At 63.1% G+C, this 17983-nt stretch carries 3 protein-coding genes and 1 pseudogene; all 4 read left to right on the top strand.

The annotated features are described in order from the left end of the window. The first annotated feature begins 4 nt into the window (after window positions 1-4). The gene (locus KDX37_RS02220) at window positions 5-6169 is read left to right on the top strand and encodes a non-ribosomal peptide synthetase (RefSeq protein WP_231651035.1); all 6165 of its coding nucleotides are present in this window, start codon (window positions 5-7) and stop codon (window positions 6167-6169) included. Further along, a complete protein-coding gene (locus tag KDX37_RS02215; RefSeq protein WP_231651034.1) occupies window positions 6166-7392 on the top strand; it encodes an MFS transporter in 1227 nt (408 codons plus the stop codon). The genes KDX37_RS02220 and KDX37_RS02215 overlap by 4 nt, the downstream gene beginning before the upstream one ends. Continuing rightward, window positions 7379-16903, top strand: a pseudogene (locus tag KDX37_RS02205) (SDR family oxidoreductase). The gene KDX37_RS02215 and the pseudogene KDX37_RS02205 overlap by 14 nt, the downstream one beginning before the upstream one ends. Next, entirely contained in the window at window positions 16900-17982 is a 1083-nt protein-coding gene (locus tag KDX37_RS02200; protein ID WP_231651030.1) for a Gfo/Idh/MocA family oxidoreductase, read from the top strand. Before KDX37_RS02205 ends, KDX37_RS02200 begins: the two are co-directional and overlap by 4 nt. The last annotated feature ends 1 nt before the right edge of the window (window position 17983 follow it).

Genomic DNA, 17983 nt, shown 5'->3' with positions numbered 1-17983 from the left:
CACCATGTACACATCGACCAGAAAAGCCTCGACTGCTCGCGGTACGCCACCTGAAGCATTCGACCCTGCCCTGCTGGGCGAGGAAATCGCCAGGCAACTGCGCCTGTCGCCGGAACAAATGGCGGGTGACGCCAGCCTGTTGAAACTCGGCATGGATTCGATGCATCTGATGGCCTGGCTCAACCGGTTTCGACGCCTGGGTTTCAAAGTGACCCTCAGCGACCTCTATGACCAGCCTACGCTGCACGGCTGGCAGTACCTGTTGCGCAGCGCGAGCGTTCAGGTCAATAAAGCCGACGCAGTGCAGAAAGACGAGCCGCTTGCGCTCATGAGCGACGGCCAGCCGTTCGCCCTGACCAGCGTCCAGCATGCGTATCTGGTGGGACGTTCCAGTGAACAGCCGCTGGGCGGTGTGGGTTGCCATCTGTATCAGGAGTTCGACGGCCACGGGCTGGAGCCGCAGGTACTGGAAGTCGCTATTTATCGACTGATCGACCGTCACCCGATGCTCAAGACGCGTTTTCTCGCCGACGGTCGTCAACAGTGGCAAGCACATTCGGCGTGGCCGGGCCTCAAGGTTCATGACCTGCGCGACCGTGATGACACGCTTCGTCAGCAACGCCTGTCGGGCCTGCGCGAACAGTTGGGGCATCGTCGCCTTGACGTCGAAAACGGCGAAACCTTTGACTTCCAACTGTGCCTGTTACCCGGCGGGCAAAACCGGCTGCTGGTCAACATCGACCTGCTGGTTGCGGATGCCGCCAGCTTCAATCAATTGTTCGAAGAACTGATCGCGCTGATCGAAGACCGCCCGTTACCACCCTCGCCCGTCGATTACGATTTTTGCAGTTACCTGACTCAGGTCAAACGCGATGACAAGGCTCGCATCGAGCAAGCCAGAACATGGTGGCTGGCACGTCTGGACGACCTGCCTCTGGCCCCGATTCTGCCGCTGGCGCAGGACCCTGAGCGCATTGAGCAGGTTCGTATCAGCCGCCGTCGCGGGCAACTGGACGCAGCGCAATGGCAGGCGTTCAGGGACCACGCCGGAACCGTCGGCATAACCACGACCATGGCGCTGGCCACGCTGTTCAGTGCGGTACTGGGACGCTGGAGCGGGCAACAGTCGCTACTGCTCAACCTCACGCTGTTTGACCGCCAGCCCCTGAACCCGGCGGTCGCCAGTATGATCGCCGACTTCACCAATATTCTCGCGCTGCCGGTGAGTTGCAGCGGGCAGTCCTTCGCTGAACTGGCACGGGCCAATCAACAATCGTTTGCCGAGGTTCACGAACACAGTGCGTGGTCGGGAGTCGAGGTGCTACGCGAGCTGAAGAAGCGCCAGCGTCACCCGCACGGTGCGCCGCTGGTGTTCACCAGCAACCTGGGCCGCCCGCTGTTTGGCGAAGCCGCAGAAAACACGCTGGGCGCACCGGGCTGGGGGATTTCCCAGACCCCACAAGTGTGGATCGACCACCTGGCGTTCGAGCATCAGGGTCAGGTCTATCTGCAGTGGGACAGCAATGACCAGCTGTTTCCCGAGGGGCTGACCGACACCCTGTTCGACGTCTATTTCGAGCAGGTACTGGCGTTGGTCACAGACCCTGCGCGCTGGTCACAACCCTTGCCGGAACTGATGCCCCCGGCCCAGCTTGCCGTGCGCGAACAGGTCAACGCCACCGGGCAGGCCGTTCCTGATGGCTTGCTGCACGACGCCGTTTTCATCCAGGCTGAACGTACCCCGCAGGCTATCGCACTGATTCAGGACCAGCGGCGTCTGAGCTTCGCCCAACTGACCGATCAGGCCAGTCGCCTGGCCGGCTGCCTGCAAGCCAGGGGTGTCGAAGCAGGCGATACGGTCGCTGTCAGCATGGCCAGGGACATCGGCCAGATTGTCTGCGTGTTGGGCATTCTCAAGGCTGGCGCGACCTATGTGCCAGTACCGCCAGACCAGCCATTGGCGCGGCGTATCGGCATCTATCAAGGCGCCGGGGTGAAGTGCGTGCTGACCAGCGCCGATGAGCCTAAGGAGCACGATATCGGCAATGCCCTGACCTGGCAGCAGGCAATTTGCAGCGAACCGCTTCAGCATCAGGTACCGGTCAGCGCACAGCAACCGGCCTACATAATCTACACCTCAGGCTCGACCGGTGAACCCAAGGGCGTGGTGATCAGCCATCAAAGCGCCTTGAATACCTGTGTGGACATCAGCCAGCGGCATGGCGTGGGGCCCGACGACTGCGTGCTGGCGCTGTCGGCGCTGCACTTTGACCTGTCGGTGTATGACATCTTTGGCGTACTGGGTGCAGGTGCTTCGCTGGTGCTGGTCAACGAACAGCAACGGCGCGACCCGGCGCTGTGGTGCAGGCTGATCGATGAACACCGCATTACCTTGTGGAACAGCGTGCCCGCCCTGCTGGACATGCTGCTGACCTATAGCGAAGGCTTCGATCTGCGCAGCCCGGCGAACCTGAGACTGGTGATGCTGTCCGGCGACTGGATCGGCCTTGACCTGCCGGAGCGCTATCACCAGCACCGCAGCGATGGTCGGTTTGTCGCCATGGGCGGCGCGACAGAAGCCGCCATCTGGTCCAACACCTGCACGGTGAACCAGATAGGGCCGCACTGGCGCTCGATCCCCTATGGCAAGCCGCTGGCCAACCAGCGTTACCGTGTGGTCGACGAGCTGGGACGAGACTGCCCGGACTGGGTTGCGGGCGAGTTGTGGATCGGCGGTGTGGGTGTTGCCCAAGGCTATTTCAATGACCTCGAACGCAGTGCCCGGCAGTTCGTCGACGTGGCCGGTGAGCGCTGGTATCGCACCGGCGACATGGGTTGTTACTGGCCGGACGGGACGCTGGAGTTTCTCGGCCGGCGCGACAAGCAGGTCAAGGTCGGTGGTTACCGTATTGAACTGGGCGAAATAGACGCAGCGTTGAATCGCCTGGAAGGTGTCAAGGCCGCTATCAGCATGGCACCGGGCGAGCGGGAAAAAAGCCTTGTGGCCTTTGTCGTGCCGTACGGCTCCAGCCTGTGCAGCAGCATCGAAGCCGACCCGCGTACACCGGCCAGTTACGCCGACTGGCTGACGCCTGTAACGGTAGCGACTGAGCCGGAGGACGCTCTGCTGGCCGATTTCCTGCTTGAGCATCTGGCGTTTAACGGCTTGCATTTCAGCACCGCCATGAGCACCGCAAAGGTGCTGCAGACTTACGACTGCCAGGCACACTGGCAGCCCCTTCTGACTCGCTGGCTGGAATGGCTGGCAACCCGGAATCGTCTGCATTGCGACGCCGAAGGTGCGTGGCGACTCAACCAATCGGACGCACAGGCAACGCCGCACGACGTTGCTTCAGCTGCATTGACGGAAGCCCTGCATGCGCATCACGACGCCCTGCGCGACATGCTGCATGGCAAGCGCAGCCCTCAGACCCTGCTCGAACATCCTTACTGGGCTCCCGAACAGCTGCTGATGCACGCTGCCGGCAGTCGCGAAGCGCTCAGTGCACTCGTGACCTCGCTGGCGGATCTGAGCCAGCGCCTGCAACGCCCGGTACGCCTGATCGAAGTCAGTGCCCGCAGCGCTGTCGGCGGTGTATTTCTGCTGGGGCGACTCGACGCATCGCAACTGCACTACACGGCCCTCGATACTTCACAGGCAATGGTCCTCAAGGCACGCGAACGCCTCGCGGGGTTCGCGCATGGCAGCGCCCGGCGCGATACCGACAGCGAGCGCCAGGTGCTTGTTCACAGCGCCGACGTGCTGCTGATCAACAACCAACTGCACCGTCTTGAAACGCCGCAAGCGACTGTACGGCAGTGGGCGCAACTCTGTGCACCAGGCGCTGCGATCCATGTAATGGAGCTGGCGCACGCCTCGGTGCTGGCATTGATCAGCGCCGACCTGCTCAACGAAGGCCGTAGCGCAGCAGAACAGTTGCGTGACAGCGAGCATTGGCTGGCGTTGCTTGCGCAGGCCGGGCTGGCAGTCCACGGCACGGATCGACTGGGTACCCTGCAGCGCCTGATCCTGCGCGCACCCGATGTCCTGCAGCGCCCCGACCCCGCCCGGCTGGCGAAGGCGCTGGAAAGCGAACTGCCCGGCTACATGATTCCGCAGCGCCTGTATTTTCTCGACACACTGCCGCTGACCGCCAACGGCAAGGTCGACCACCAGGCGTTGGTGCAATTGTGCAAACCCTCCGCAGCACAACCCGATCAATCGCAGCCCCCTGAAAATGCTCGCGAACAGGTCCTCGTGCAACTCTGGCAGGAACTCCTGCAGACCGGCGCAGTGCACCGCCACAGCCAGTTTTTCCAGCTTGGCGGCGACAGCCTGCTGGCGACCCGGCTGATCGGCGAACTGGCCGGGCGTGGCTATGGCGCCAGGCTCGATGACCTGTTCAACTTCCCGAGCCTGCACACCTTTGCGGCAACATTGGTAGAAGATGCGCCAGCACCGGCACGGCTTGAGCATGATCCGGCGGGCCGTTATCAGCCGTTCGCACTGAGTGAAGTGCAACAGGCTTATCTGGTCGGGCGTCAGCCAGGGTTTGTGCTGGGCGGCGTGGGCGCGCATTTCTTTGTCGAGTTCAGCGTTGAACGACTTGATAACCAGTTGTTTCAAGCCGCCTGGCAGCGGCTAATCGAACGTCACGACATTCTTCGCGCCGTAGTCCGTGACGGCATGCTGCAGGTCCTGCAACACGTCCCAACCTTCATTCCCAAGCGCCACCGGGTGACGGCGCTGGAGGGCAGCGAAGCGCTTGCACTGCGCGAGCGGCTCTCACATCAAGTGCTGGATGCCGGACAATGGCCGCTGTTCGATGCGCAGATAGTCGAAGATGGCAGCCCGCACAGCCGGATTTTCGTCAGTCTCGACAACCTGCTGCTCGACGGCATGAGCATGCAGATCCTCTTGGCCGAGCTTGAGACGCTTTATCTGCAACCCGAACACGCGCTGGAAACGATCGACATCGGCTTTCGCGACTATCAGTGCCTGCGCACCAGCCAGCCGCCCTCGCCCGGCGCCCAGGCATACTGGCAGCGGCGTATCGACAACCTGCCGCCAGCACCGCGCCTGCCGTTGCGCTGCGCGCCTGCCGACGTAGGCCCACCGCGCTTTGTGCGCCTCGCCGAACGTCTACCCGCAGCCAGTTGGGAGCGCTTGAAAGCTCAGGCTCACCAGCACCAGTTGACACCTTCAGGGCTGCTGCTCAGTGCATTTTCTGCAGTGCTGTCGGCATGGAGCAGCGAGCCAGAACTGAGCCTCAACCTGACCCTGTTTAATCGTCAACCGCTGCACCCGCATATCGACCGGGTGCTGGGCGACTTCACCTCGCTGTTGCTTCTGGCCTGGCAACCCGGCACTGACTGGCTCGGCAGTGCGCAGCGTCTGCAGCAGCGGCTGTGGCGCGATCTGGCCCAGCGCGATCACTCGGCAATCCGCGTCATGCGTGAACTGGCCAGCCGCCACGGCATGGCTGCGGCGCAAATGCCGGTGGTCTTCACCAGTGCGCTGGGGTTCGACAAGGGCCGCTTCATGGCCCAGTCATCGTGGCTCAAGCCGGTCTGGGGCATCTCGCAAACCCCGCAGGTCTGGCTGGATCATCAGGTGTACGAGTCCGAAGGCGACCTGTGCCTGAACTGGGATGCGGTAGAAGCACTGTTCGAGCCTAAAGTCCTGCGCGGCATGTTCGATCAGTACCTCGCGCTGCTCAATCGCCTGGCCGAGCAACCCCAGGCCTGGGCCTTGCCTTTAGCCCAACTGGTTAGCCCTGCACAGCCTGGCGCCAGTGTGGCAACGTTGCCTCGTACATCAACGCTGCCACAACAGCACGAGCCTGGGCAACCAGCCGACGAACAGCTTGTCGAGCAGATCCGGGATGCCTTTCATGAGGTCGTCGGCCTGAAGCTGCAGGACTGCCGGCAGAACTTCTTCGACGCAGGCGCCAGTTCTCTGAAACTGGTGCAGTTGCATATAAAGCTGACCCAGCAGGGCCATCGGCATTTGCAGGCCACTGACCTGTTCGGCTACCCGAATGCCCGTGCACTGGCGCGCCACTTGAGCCAGACGCAGCCGGCAAACGAGCCCCGTGACCAACCCCGGCAGGCCCAACTGACGCAAAGAAATGCCAGAAGGTTACGGCGCAGCGGAGGTGGGTCATGAGCCGCTACCTGCCCTATTGGTGTTACTACCTGCATCAGGGCATGCTCACCGCGCTGATTTTGCAGGGTGTGGTCGGTTATTTCCGTCATCAGGGGCTGGATCTGGCCAGCCTTAGCTTGCTGTCGCTGACATTTCTGCCCTGGATAGGCAAGTTTCTCTGGGCCCCCTGGTGCGAGCGTCACAGCCTCACATTGCGCGGCAATCATTACCTGGGCAGCCTGGTACTGCTGCAACTGTGCATGGCGCTGACACTGCTGGCGATCGGCTTTCTGGCCCCGGAACACTCGCTTTACCCGATCATGGCCGGGCTGATGCTGCTGGCGCTGCTATCGGCCAGCCATGATATCTACGCCGATGGCATCACCATCACCACCTGCGACGCCGCCAGCCGTCCGTTCGCCAATACCGCGCAAGTGGGTGGCAGCTACCTGGGTATCGTCTTCGGCTCGCTGGTGTTCCTGTTTCTGGCCGAGCGCTGGGGCTGGCGCGCCGGTTTCACCGGTATGGCGCTGGTCTCGCTGCTGCTGTTGCTGCCGGCCGGGTTACTGCCGACCAGCAACAGCATTGCCGAGCCGTCGGTCAAGCCGAAACTGGATCGCAGCAGCTTTACCACGCTATGGCCAGCGCTGTGCCTGACCGCCATTTACTACCTGGGGATACGCGGCCTGATGGCGATCCAGACCGTATTGCTGATGGACAACGGCCTGAGTCTTGCCGAACTGGGCCTTGCTTCGACGCTGTACAGCACGGTCGCCAGCGCCCTCGGCGTGCTGCTCGGCGGCTGGATGGCCAGACGCTTCGGTGCCTGGCGCTGCCTGCTGCCGGCCATGCTGCTGCACGCACTCATTGCGCTGGCCGCCGCGCTTGGCGCACGTGTCTACGACCTTGGCGCGTGGCTGGTGCTGTTCAGCCTGGTCAACATTGCAGCCGCAATTGGCTTCGTCACCCTCTACAACCTGCTGATGGGCGTGGTTCGCCCGCATCAACCGGCTTCTGATTACGCCTTGCTGCAATCGGTCGATGCCGCAATCGCCATGCTGGCGTCGATTGCTGCCCTGCAGTCGGCTCATTACCTGGGTTATCCGCCGCTGCTCGCGGTACTGGCGAGCATTGCCTTTATCTGCCTGTGGCCCGCCTGGCGCCTCTGCCGCCGCCTTGAGCGCGGCGCGCCTGCCAGCCCGTCTTCCACGCCTGCACACGAGTTCATCCATGCCCACCTTTGAAGAAATCTACGGCACCAGCGAGCCCATCGCGGTCATCGGCCTGGCCTGCCGCTTTCCCGGTGCCCGCAACAGCGCCCAGTACTGGCAAAACCTGCTGGCCGGTCGCGAGTGCAGCCGTCATTTCAGCCGTGAAGAGCTGCTCGCCGCAGGACTCAGTGCGGAACTGATCGACAACCCGAACTTCGTCAATGTTGCAGCAATCATTGACGACCCGGACCGCTTCGACGCTGCACTGTTCGGTTACTCGCGTCAGGAAGCCGAATCCATCGACCCGCAGCAGCGACTGTTCCTGCAAACCGTCTGGCACGCGCTGGAACACGCCGGTTTCGCGCCTCGCCAGGTAGTGCACAAAACCGGGGTGTTTGCCTCGGGACGCATGAGCACTTATCCGGGCCGAGACAATATTCGTGTCACCGAAGTGGCGCAGGTCAAGGGCCTGCAGGCGCTGATGGGCAACGACAAGGATTACCTGGCCAGCCGCGCAGCTTACAAACTCAACCTGCGCGGCCCGGCCATGAGCGTGCAGACCGCCTGCTCCAGTTCGCTGGTCGCGGTGCACATGGCTTGCGAAAGCCTGCGCAGCGGCGAGTGCGAGATGGCCGTGGCGGGCGGCGTAGCCGTGTCGTTTCCGCAACAGGCCGGATACCTGTACCAGCCGGGGATGATTTTCTCGCCGGACGGTCGCTGCCGCCCGTTTGACGCGCGCGCCCAGGGTACCTTTGCCGGCAACGGCGTCGGTGCTGTGACCTTGCGGCGCCTGGAAGACGCTTTGCGCGATGGCGACCCGGTGCTGGCTGTGCTGCGCGGCAGCGCGATCAATAACGACGGTCATCACAAGGTAGGTTATACCGCGCCCTCGGTGGTCGGTCAGCGTGAGGTCATCCAGGATGCCATGCTGCTGGCCGACATCGATTGCGCCAGCATCGGCATGCTCGAAGCGCACGGCACCGGTACGCCACTGGGCGACCCCATCGAGGTTCAGGCGCTACGCGATGCCTTCGCGCAACGCACCGATATCAGTGGTTGTGCGCTGGGCTCGGTGAAAGGCAACCTTGGCCATCTGGATACCGCCGCTGGCATCGCCAGCCTGATCAAGACCGTCCTGGCGGTCAGCCACGGGCGCATTCCGCCGAGCATCAATGTCGAGCAGGTCAACCCGGCGCTGCAACTGGAACACAGCCCGTTTTACGTCCCGAGCCAAGACCAACCGTGGCCCGCTGGACCACGCCGCGCCGGTGTGTCGTCATTCGGCATCGGTGGCACCAACTGCCACATGATTGTCGAAGCCTTGCCCGACACGTTGCGCCCGACAGGCCCGGCCGCGCAGGCCAGCGCCTTGTTGCTCAGTGCCGCCAGTCAACACTCGCTACGCCAGCTGGCAGGCCTTTACGCCGACCGTCTGCAAACCGCAGACGTTGCAGACGCTGGTGCCGACCTCGCGCACACGGCGCTCAATGCCCGGCAACTGGACCTGCCGTTTCGTCTGGCGGTGCCGTTGCACGAAGAAACCGCCCCCGCGCTGCAGGCGTTTGCCCAGGGCGGCAGCGACGCCTTGCTGTATGAAGGACAGGCAAGCCAGGGCGCGCAGCTATGGCTATGCAGTGGTCAAGGCAGTCAGTGGGCCGGAATGGGCAAAAGCCTTTACGGCCAGTCGAAAGCCTTCAGCGAAAGTCTGGACCGAAGCTTTGCAGCCTGTGCTGCCCACCTGCAACCCTCGTTGCAGTCGGTCATGTTCGGCGAGCATGAGGGGCTGATCGACCGCATGGATTATGCACAGCCAGCCATCGTCGCCTTTGAAGTGGCCATGGCCGCCCACTGGCGTGAGGCAGGTCTGACCCCGGACCTGTTGATCGGCCATTCGGTGGGTGAATTCGCCGCAGTGGTCATCGCCGGGATCTATCGACTGGAAGACATCCTGCCGCTGGTGATCATCCGCGGCCGACTGATGAATCAGTGCGCGGCGCAAGGATCGATGCTGGCGGTGTTCTGCGACGCGGCAACGCTGCAACCGCTGGCGCTCGAACATGGCGTGGAGATCGCCGTGCACAACGCCGAACAGCATCTGGTGGCCTCCGGTGACCGTGACGCCATCAACGCACTTGCGCAAACGCTGCAAGAGCGGCACCTGCGGCACAATCACCTGAGCGTGGCAGGCGCGGCGCATTCTCGGTTGCTGGAGCCGATTCTCGATGAATTCCAGCAAGCCAGCGCAGGTCTGCGCGCGGCGGCGGCAAAAATACCGCTGATCTCGACCCTGACTGGCCAACCGCTGACCCATGCCGAACTTGAACGCGGCGATTACTGGCGCAGGCACATGCGCGACCCGGTGCGTTATCACCATGCACTGACTCACGCCTTGCAAACGGACGTGAAGATCGCCCTGGAACTGGGTGCCGATGCACCGTTGACCGGTATCGGCACGCGTCTGGAGCAGACCGGTGCGCACTGGATCGCCAGTGCCCGCCGCCACAAACCGGCTGCCACCGTCTTGTAGGACAGCCTGCTGCGCCTGTTTGCCGCCGGCGTGGCCTTGCCTTGGCGCAACCTGTTGCCCTCGAACGGCAAACGCATCCATGCCCCTCTGTATGTTTTCGACGAGCAGCGCTACTGGTGCGATGCCGCGCAGCAGCCAGTCGCGACCGTGCAGGATCTGTTACTGGAAGGCGGTCGCCAGGTGGTGTTACAGGAAGGTGCCAGTCTGGACCTGCCGCGCCTGGAGCGCTTGTATCAATGTGTGACCCAACTGCACGCGATCTATGTCGACCAGATGGTTCGTCAGTGTGTGCACGACGGTATTGACCAGGGCGCCGAGCCGCTGAGTATCCTACGTGGAGGCCGGTTGTTGCCGCGCCATCGGCAACTGCTGGTGCGCCTGCTCGATGCCTGCGTCGAAGATGGCTATTACACGCTTGATCAGAACCGCTACCGCAGCGCCCGGCCAATCCCCTACGAGCAACGCCCGGCATTGCTCGCGCAACTGCGCAGTTGCTGCGAAGGGCTGAACGTGATCGCCGACACCGTCGAACGGGCGGGCGAGCAACTCTTCGCCATGATGAATGGCGCTGTGGAGCCGGTGTCGGTGATTTTCCCGGAAAGCGCTTCCAGCGGTGTTGAAGTGCTGTATCAGCAATTCAGCTTCGGGCGCTATTTCAATCAGATCGCAGCAGGTGTGATCAGCGGACTGATCCGCGAACATCAGCACGCCGGACGCGGGCCGCTGCGAATTCTTGAAGTCGGTGGCGGGACCGGTAGCACCACCGCCTGGCTGCTGCCGGAACTGAGCGATGTCGCCGATGTACGTTACTGCTTCACTGATATTTCAGCGCTGTTCAGCCGTCGCGCCGAAGAAAAGTTCAGCAACTATGATTTTGTCGAGTACGCCCAGTTCGACCTGCAAAAACCCGCCAGCGAACAGGGCTTCAAGGCCGCGCACTACGACCTGATCGTCGCTGCCAACGTGATCCACGCCACCCAGCATGTAGGCCATACCCTGCAAAACCTGCGCCCGCTGCTCAAGCCCGGCGGCGCACTGTTGATGCGTGAAATCACCCGTCCGATGCGCCTGTTCGACTTTGTTTTCGGCCCGCTGGTATTGCCGCTGCATGACCAGCAGGCACGCGGTGGAGAACTGTTTCTGTCCACCGAACACTGGCAGCAACAATGCCGGGAGAGCGGCTTCGAACGTCTCGACTGGCTGCCTGAAGATGGCAGCGCTACCGCGGGTATCAGCGAGCACATCTTGCTGGCACGCACCCAGGCAGCGAACAGTGCGCTCGGCCCGCTCAATGTCGGTCACGACAGTGGCAGCGCGGTACTGGGCAGGCAGCTCGGCGAACACCTCTATCAACCTGACTGGACAGATTGCGCAGGCCAGCCGCAACGCTGGCAGACACGCTTGCAGGAAGCGTGCGGACAACTGGCCACGCGCCACGGCGATGTTCGGAGACCTCCCGTATTTATCCGCGATGTGCCGTTGCCCAAAGCTCTGACCGGCCTGACCCTGCACTGGAGCGCCGAAGCATTCGGGGTCGCCTGCGTCGAGCTCAAACAGTGCAATGATCAAGGGCAATGGCAGCTACTGGGCCGTGCCGATAACCGTCCTGGCTACCGCACCACTCTGCCGGCATTGAACACTGCTTCTGGCACCCATTACGTCTGGGAATGGGCGCCAGTGAACGCGCAGGATGCCCCGTTGGCGAAGCTTCGCGTCGAACCGGCCCGCGTCCGGGCGGCACTCGCCGCCGTTGGCGTGGCTCATGACCCGCAAGCCTCGGCATGCCTGCTGATTGTGCAGGACGGCAGACTGGCAGAGGTCGCCAGCCAGGTGCTCGATGCATTGAAGGCCGACAGCGAACACCCTCTGCTGGTGGTAACCCGCAACGCCTGGTCACCGGTTGGCGATAACGTTGTGAATCCCGAGCAACGAGCATTGTGGGGCTTGCTGCGGGTCGCCTGTGCTGAACAACCGACCCGCGCCCTGGCGATCATTGACCTGGAAGGCGGCGACCTGGACGACAGCGCTGGCTGGCAGGCGCTGCTGCCGGGCTTGAGCGCTGCCCAGCAAGGTGAACGCTGGATTGCCGTGCGCGAGGGGGTCGCGCAAGTGCAGACGCTGAGCGTTCAGCCTCACCAGAGCGTCAGCCTGCCCGCGCAAAGCTTCAAGGACTCTGGCTGGCATATCGTGACCGGCGCATTCGGCGGTCTGGGTCGATTGAGCAGCCATTGGCTGGCCGCTCAGGGTGCCTCGCGCCTGGCCCTGCTGGCACCGCACTGTCCGCAGGACGGCGAGCAATGGATCGACACCTTGCAACAGCAATACGGCTGTGAAATACGCTGGGTGGCCTGCGATGTGAGCGATCAGACTGCGCTGGCAGCCTGCCTCGACGAGCTGCGGGCCGATGGCGGCCTGAGCGGTGCGATTCACAGCGCCGGCCTGCTCGACGACACGCCGCTGAGCAACCTCGACGCTGCGCGCATGCAAGCGCTGTTGCAGGTCAAATGTTCGGCAGCCCGCCAGTTGCAGGTGGCGCTTACAGACCAGGGTCGCTACCTGCTGCTGTATTCCTCGGCGGCCGCCAGCCTCGGTGCATCGGGTCAAGGGGCACATGCGCTGGCCAGTGCCTATCTGGACGGGCTGGCCGAATCGCAAGTCGACGCCCGCCTGCACACCGTCAGTATTGCGTGGGGCGCCTGGGGTGAAACCGGACGCGCAGCCGATCAGCAACTGCACGCCCGACTGGCGCAGGGCGGCATGGGCACGCTGGCAACCGGCGAGGGCCTGTGGCACCTGGAACAGGCAGTCATGCGTAGCGCGCCGTGGCGCCTTGCGATGCGTGTGGACCCCGAGCGCATTGACCCGCGCCGGCGTCTGCTGGCGCAGCACATCGAGCAACCGGTCGGTCGCCCGCCCGTAAAAGGCCCTTCTCAAAGCACTGCCCTTCCGGCACCCGGTATGACGGGGGATCAGCAGGTCGATGAGCAAGCGCTCAGCCAGTGGTTGAGCACTTCTATCTGCCGTCAGTTGCGCCTCAGTCGCGACGCTGCACCTGCGTTGAATCAGGACCTGATGCAACTGGGCCTCGACTCGTTGCTGTTTCTTGAGCTGAGCAGCGATATCCAGCGGCAACTGGGCATTCGTCTGGATGCCGAACAGGCTTATCGCGACCTGAGCATTCGCGGCCTCAGCGCATTATTGCTGTCCAGCGCGGTGAAAACGCCGGTCGCCGGCAGCGACACCCTGATCGTGCCGCAGCCCGATAACCGCTTCGAGCCATTCCCGCTGACGCCGATCCAGCACGCCTACTGGTTGGGCCGCACTGACCTGATCGATTACGGCGGCGTGGCCTGCCATGTGCTGTTTGAATGGGACAAAGCCTACGCCGATTTTGACCTGACCCGTTTCGAGCACGCCTGGAACGCACTGATCGCCCGCCATGACATGCTGCGTATGGTCATCGACAGTGACGGCCGTCAACGCATTCTGCAAGACACGCCCTGGTATCGCCTGCCCCGTAACGACCTGCGCGAGTTGCCCAGGGAACAACAGCAACAACGCCTGCTGGGCATCCGTGAAGACATGTCCTATCGCGTGCTGCCCAGCGATCGTTGGCCGCTGTTTGAAGTCACCGTCAGTGAACTCGACGCCGGGCATTGCCGCCTGCACATGAACCTCGACCTGCTGCTGTTCGACGTGCAGAGCTTCAAGGTGATGATGGACGATCTGGCCACCGCCTACGCAGGTCAGGCACTCAAGCCGCTGGAGCTGACCTTCCGCGACTACGTGATGGCTGACCTTGCGCAGCGCGACAGCCTGCAATGGCGACAGTCCTGGCGCTACTGGCAGGACACGCTGGAACAGTTGCCTGGCGCGCCGCAGTTGCCGGTGGCGGACAGCCTGCCCAAGGGCCAGCCACGTTTTCGGACCGTTCAGGGCAACCTCGACGCGAGCCAATGGAAGCACTTCAAGGCCCATTGTCAGCGCTTGGGCGTAACGCCTTCTGCTGCGTTGCTGGCGTTGTTCGCGCAGACCCTGGAAAGCGTCAGCCGTACCCCGGAATTCACCCTGAACCTGACCTACTTCAACCGTCGGCCGCTGCACCCGCAGGTTCAGCAACTGATCGGCGACTTCACGTCAGTGCTGTTGATCGACTTCCAGCTGGGGCGCGGTGAAAGTCCGGGCCAGGTCATGACAAACACGCAGGCACGACTCTGGCAGCGCCTGGCACACACTGCTGTGAACGGCGTGGAATTGATGCGCGAACTCGGCCGCCGTCAGGGGCAGACGCGTCAACCGGCCATGCCGGTAGTTTTCACCAGCATGCTCGGCATGTCGCTGGACGGCAAAGCCATTGATCAGGCCATGACCTCGACCCTCGGCGACCCGGTGCATGTCTTCACTCAGACCCCGCATGTCTGGCTGGACCATCAGGTGATGGAAATCGACGGTGAGCTGGTATTCAGTTGGTATTGCATGGAAGAGGTGCTCGCCGACGGTCTGATCGACAGCCTGTTCCAGACCTATTGCGTGCTGTTACAGACCCTGGCCGAGCAACCGCAAGGCTTCGACCGCCTGCCCGAGTTGCCACGCCACGACTGGTCGGTGAACCTGGACGGCGAGCGTTTCGACCCGCAACTGATCGAAGCGCAATTGCGTCGTGCACCGGGCGTGCAGACCGCACGCCTCAGGATCGATCGCGACGCCAGAGGCCTGGTTGGCGAACTGGTCGGCAAGCCGCCGGGTGCCGTCAATGACAGCCTCTGCGCGGTTCTGCCGCTGCCCCTGAGCGAGTTGCCGCAACTGAGCGACGCGCAACGCGAGGAAGTCGACCTGACCTGGAAGGCGCTGGAACGCCGTGCTCGCGAAGGCATTCTGAGCACCCTGCAAACGCACGGATTGTTCTGCGAAGCCGGACAGCGTCATAACCTGGCGCAGGTGATGACACGACTGGGAGCGCTGCCGCAATTTGCCGGCCTGCTGCGCCAGTGGCTGGCGATGCTTTGCCAGCAAGGCTACCTGCAACAGAACGGTCAGCACTTTCAGGCACTGCCAGCTCAAGCAGTGCACATCCACGGCGAAACGCTCCCTGCTGCGGCGTGGAGCCAGACGCTCGGCACCTACCTGAATGCCTGTATCGAGCAGCATGCGCAACTGTTGCGTGGCGATTGTTCGCCGCTGAGCCTGCTGTTCGGTAACAGCGATGCCGTCGTGCAGGCCCTTTACAGCAATAATCCGGTGCTGCACTGCCTGAACAGTGCACTGGCACAGACTGCCAAAGCCCTGGCAGGCACGCGTCGCGACCTGCGAGTGCTGGAAGTCGGTGCAGGCACCGGTGCGACAACCCGGCATCTACTGCCGATGCTCGAAGGCCACCTGAGCGAGTACCGTTTCACAGATGTGTCCAGCCTGTTCCTCACTCAGGCTCGGGACAACTTCGCGGCCTGGCCGCAACTGACCAGCTCGATTCTCGACGTCAACCAACCGGTGGATTTCAGCCAGCACCCGGCGCAAGGCTACGACCTGATTGTGGCGGTCAACGTGATGCACGACGCCGCGCATGTCACCCGCTCACTGAAGCGTCTGCACCGTCTGTTGCGCAGTGGCGGGCATCTATTGTTGCTGGAGGCCACCGAACGCGATAGCGCGCTGCAACTGGCGAGCATCGGCTTTATCGAAGGGCTGAGCAACTTTGAAGATGAGCGCAGCGAAGACGACAAGGCGATGCGCGATCTGCCGCGCTGGCGCACCGCCGTACAGGCATCGGGCTTCAGTTGGGTGATGAACTGGCCGCAACAGGCCGACGACAGTATGCGTCAGCACTTCATGCTTGCGCGTGCCGAAGGCATCAGCCATCTGGACCTTGCGGCGGTGGCTGAGCAACTGCAGCCACACCCGGCGCAATGGCCTCTGGCACTGCATCAGGTGGAACAACTGTGTACAGCGCCTGCAGCCCGACAAAACCCGCAACAGGCCAAGCAAACCAGGCCGCGTCAGGAAGTTGATCCGGCATTACTGAGCGCCGTCGCGCAACTCTGGCAGGAACTGCTCGGGCAAGGCATCGACGCCGACAGCGACTTTTTCCTCAGCGGCGGCGACAGCCTGATCGCCACGCGCATGATCGCCCGGCTGAACCGTATGGGGCATTCAGGCAGCAGCCTGCGCAACCTGTTCGATAACCCACGGCTGAGTGATTTCTGCGCCACCTTGCCTGAGCACAGCGCACAGACCGATGACAACCCGCTGGCGCTGGCCAGAGGTCGCAATCAGCTGTCGCTGTTCGTGTTCCATGCCTCGGATGGCGAGGTTAGCGCCTATCTGCCGCTGGCAAAGGCGCTGGACATGCAGGTGTTCGGGCTGCAGGCGGCGAATGCGCCGGACGTTGATTCGCTGAAAGCGCTGGCCGACGGGTATCTGCGGGCTATTCGTCGGCAGCAGCGCAGTGGGCCCTATGTGCTGCTGGGCTGGTCCTACGGCACCTTTGTAGCCGAAGAAACGGCGCGGCTGCTGATGCGTCAGGGCGAACAGGTCCGGCTGATTCTCCTCGACCCGGTCTGCCGCCAGGACTTCCGGTTCGATGATCGCCCAGGCCTGTTGCGCCTGATGGCCGAGGGCGCGAAAAGCATCGCACTGCCTGACGACCTGGAACAATTGCCAGCTGCCGAGCAATTGAACCTGTTCATGGACAACGCCACGCAGGCAGGTGTGCTGAAAAACCCTCAGCCCCCGCAACAGGCCGAACAGTGGCTGCAACGCATCGAGCACCTGATGAAGCTGCTGGCGCAACATTCGCAACCACGACAGCTGGACCTGCCCTGCTTGTGGCTGAGCGCCGAGCGGCGTCCGCAGCATTGGCTGCCCGCCGAGCGGGACTGGCACGAATGGGCCGCTGTGGCGCAGCGCGAATCGATGCCCTGCGATCACTGGCAACTGTTGCTCGACACCGATCAGGCACGGCGTACTGCAGCGTCGATCAGCGCCTGGCTGGCCGCTACCCACAAGGAGAGTCGTCCATGAACATGCCACTGAAGGTTCTTGTTGTCGGGGCCAAGTTCGGGGAGCTGTACGTCAACAGTTTTCTGCTCGAACAGCCCGGTTTGCAGCTGGCAGGGCTGCTGGCCAACGGCAGCCCGCGCGCCAGAGCGCTGGCCAACGCGTTTGGCGTAGCGCTGTACACCGACGTCGAGCAACTGCCGGACGATCTGGACATCGCCTGTGTGGTGGTGCGCTCGACCGTAGTCGGCGGAGCCGGTGGGCAACTGACCGAACGCCTGCTGCGGCGAGGCTTGCATGTCATTCAGGAGCACCCCGTGCACCCGGACGAAATGGTCCGGCATCAGCGACTGGCCACACAGATGGGCCGCCAGTACATCGTCAACAGCTTCTACCCGCATACCGAGGCAGGTCGCTGCTGGACAGGCACCGCGCAGCGCATCTCGCGACTGCTCGGCGGCCGTACGCCCAGTCTGGCACAGCTGAACACCAGTCGGCAGTTGCTCTACTCGGGCCTCGACCTGCTGTTTCAGGCGCTGGGCTGTGATCTGGCCGGACAGGTCAGCGTCAGCCTGCTCGACTGCGACGATGACTTTCATACCCTGTCGCTGAACCTGCCGGACAGCCGCGTGCTGCTGCGCCTGCAAAGCTGGATGGCGGTCGACGATCCGGACCTGCACAGCCTGGTCATGCATCAGTTGAGTCTGGCCTGGCCCAGTGGCTACCTTTCGCTGGACGCCAGCTACGGGCCGGTGAACTGGACACCCGCATTGCACGCCGAGGCCCATGACGATGATCGTCATACCCTGTACACCAGCAACGCCGACTATTTGCAGCAAGCAACCGCCATGCCGTTGCACCCGGCAGCCAGTCACTGGCGCAGCGCGCATGAAATAGAAGGGCCTGCCGGTGTCGGCTGGCTGCTGCAACAACTGCTGGCAGTTCTGCAAGGCCAGCCCCGTGCCGACGGTCTGCAGGCTGATTACCAGTTGGCGGTGGCCAGACTCTGGCAAGAAATACTGCGTTGCGCCGGCCCTGCCGAGCAACGCATCGCAAGTGCGCCGCCTGTCATCGATGCCGGGCACCTGCGGGCGGAGGTTTGAG

This window comes from Pseudomonas californiensis (assembly GCF_021147775.1).
GTDB classification, from domain to species: domain Bacteria; phylum Pseudomonadota; class Gammaproteobacteria; order Pseudomonadales; family Pseudomonadaceae; genus Aquipseudomonas; species Aquipseudomonas californiensis.
The sequence above is the reverse complement of the archived record's forward strand: the minus strand, read 5'-3'. Positions and strand labels throughout refer to the sequence as shown.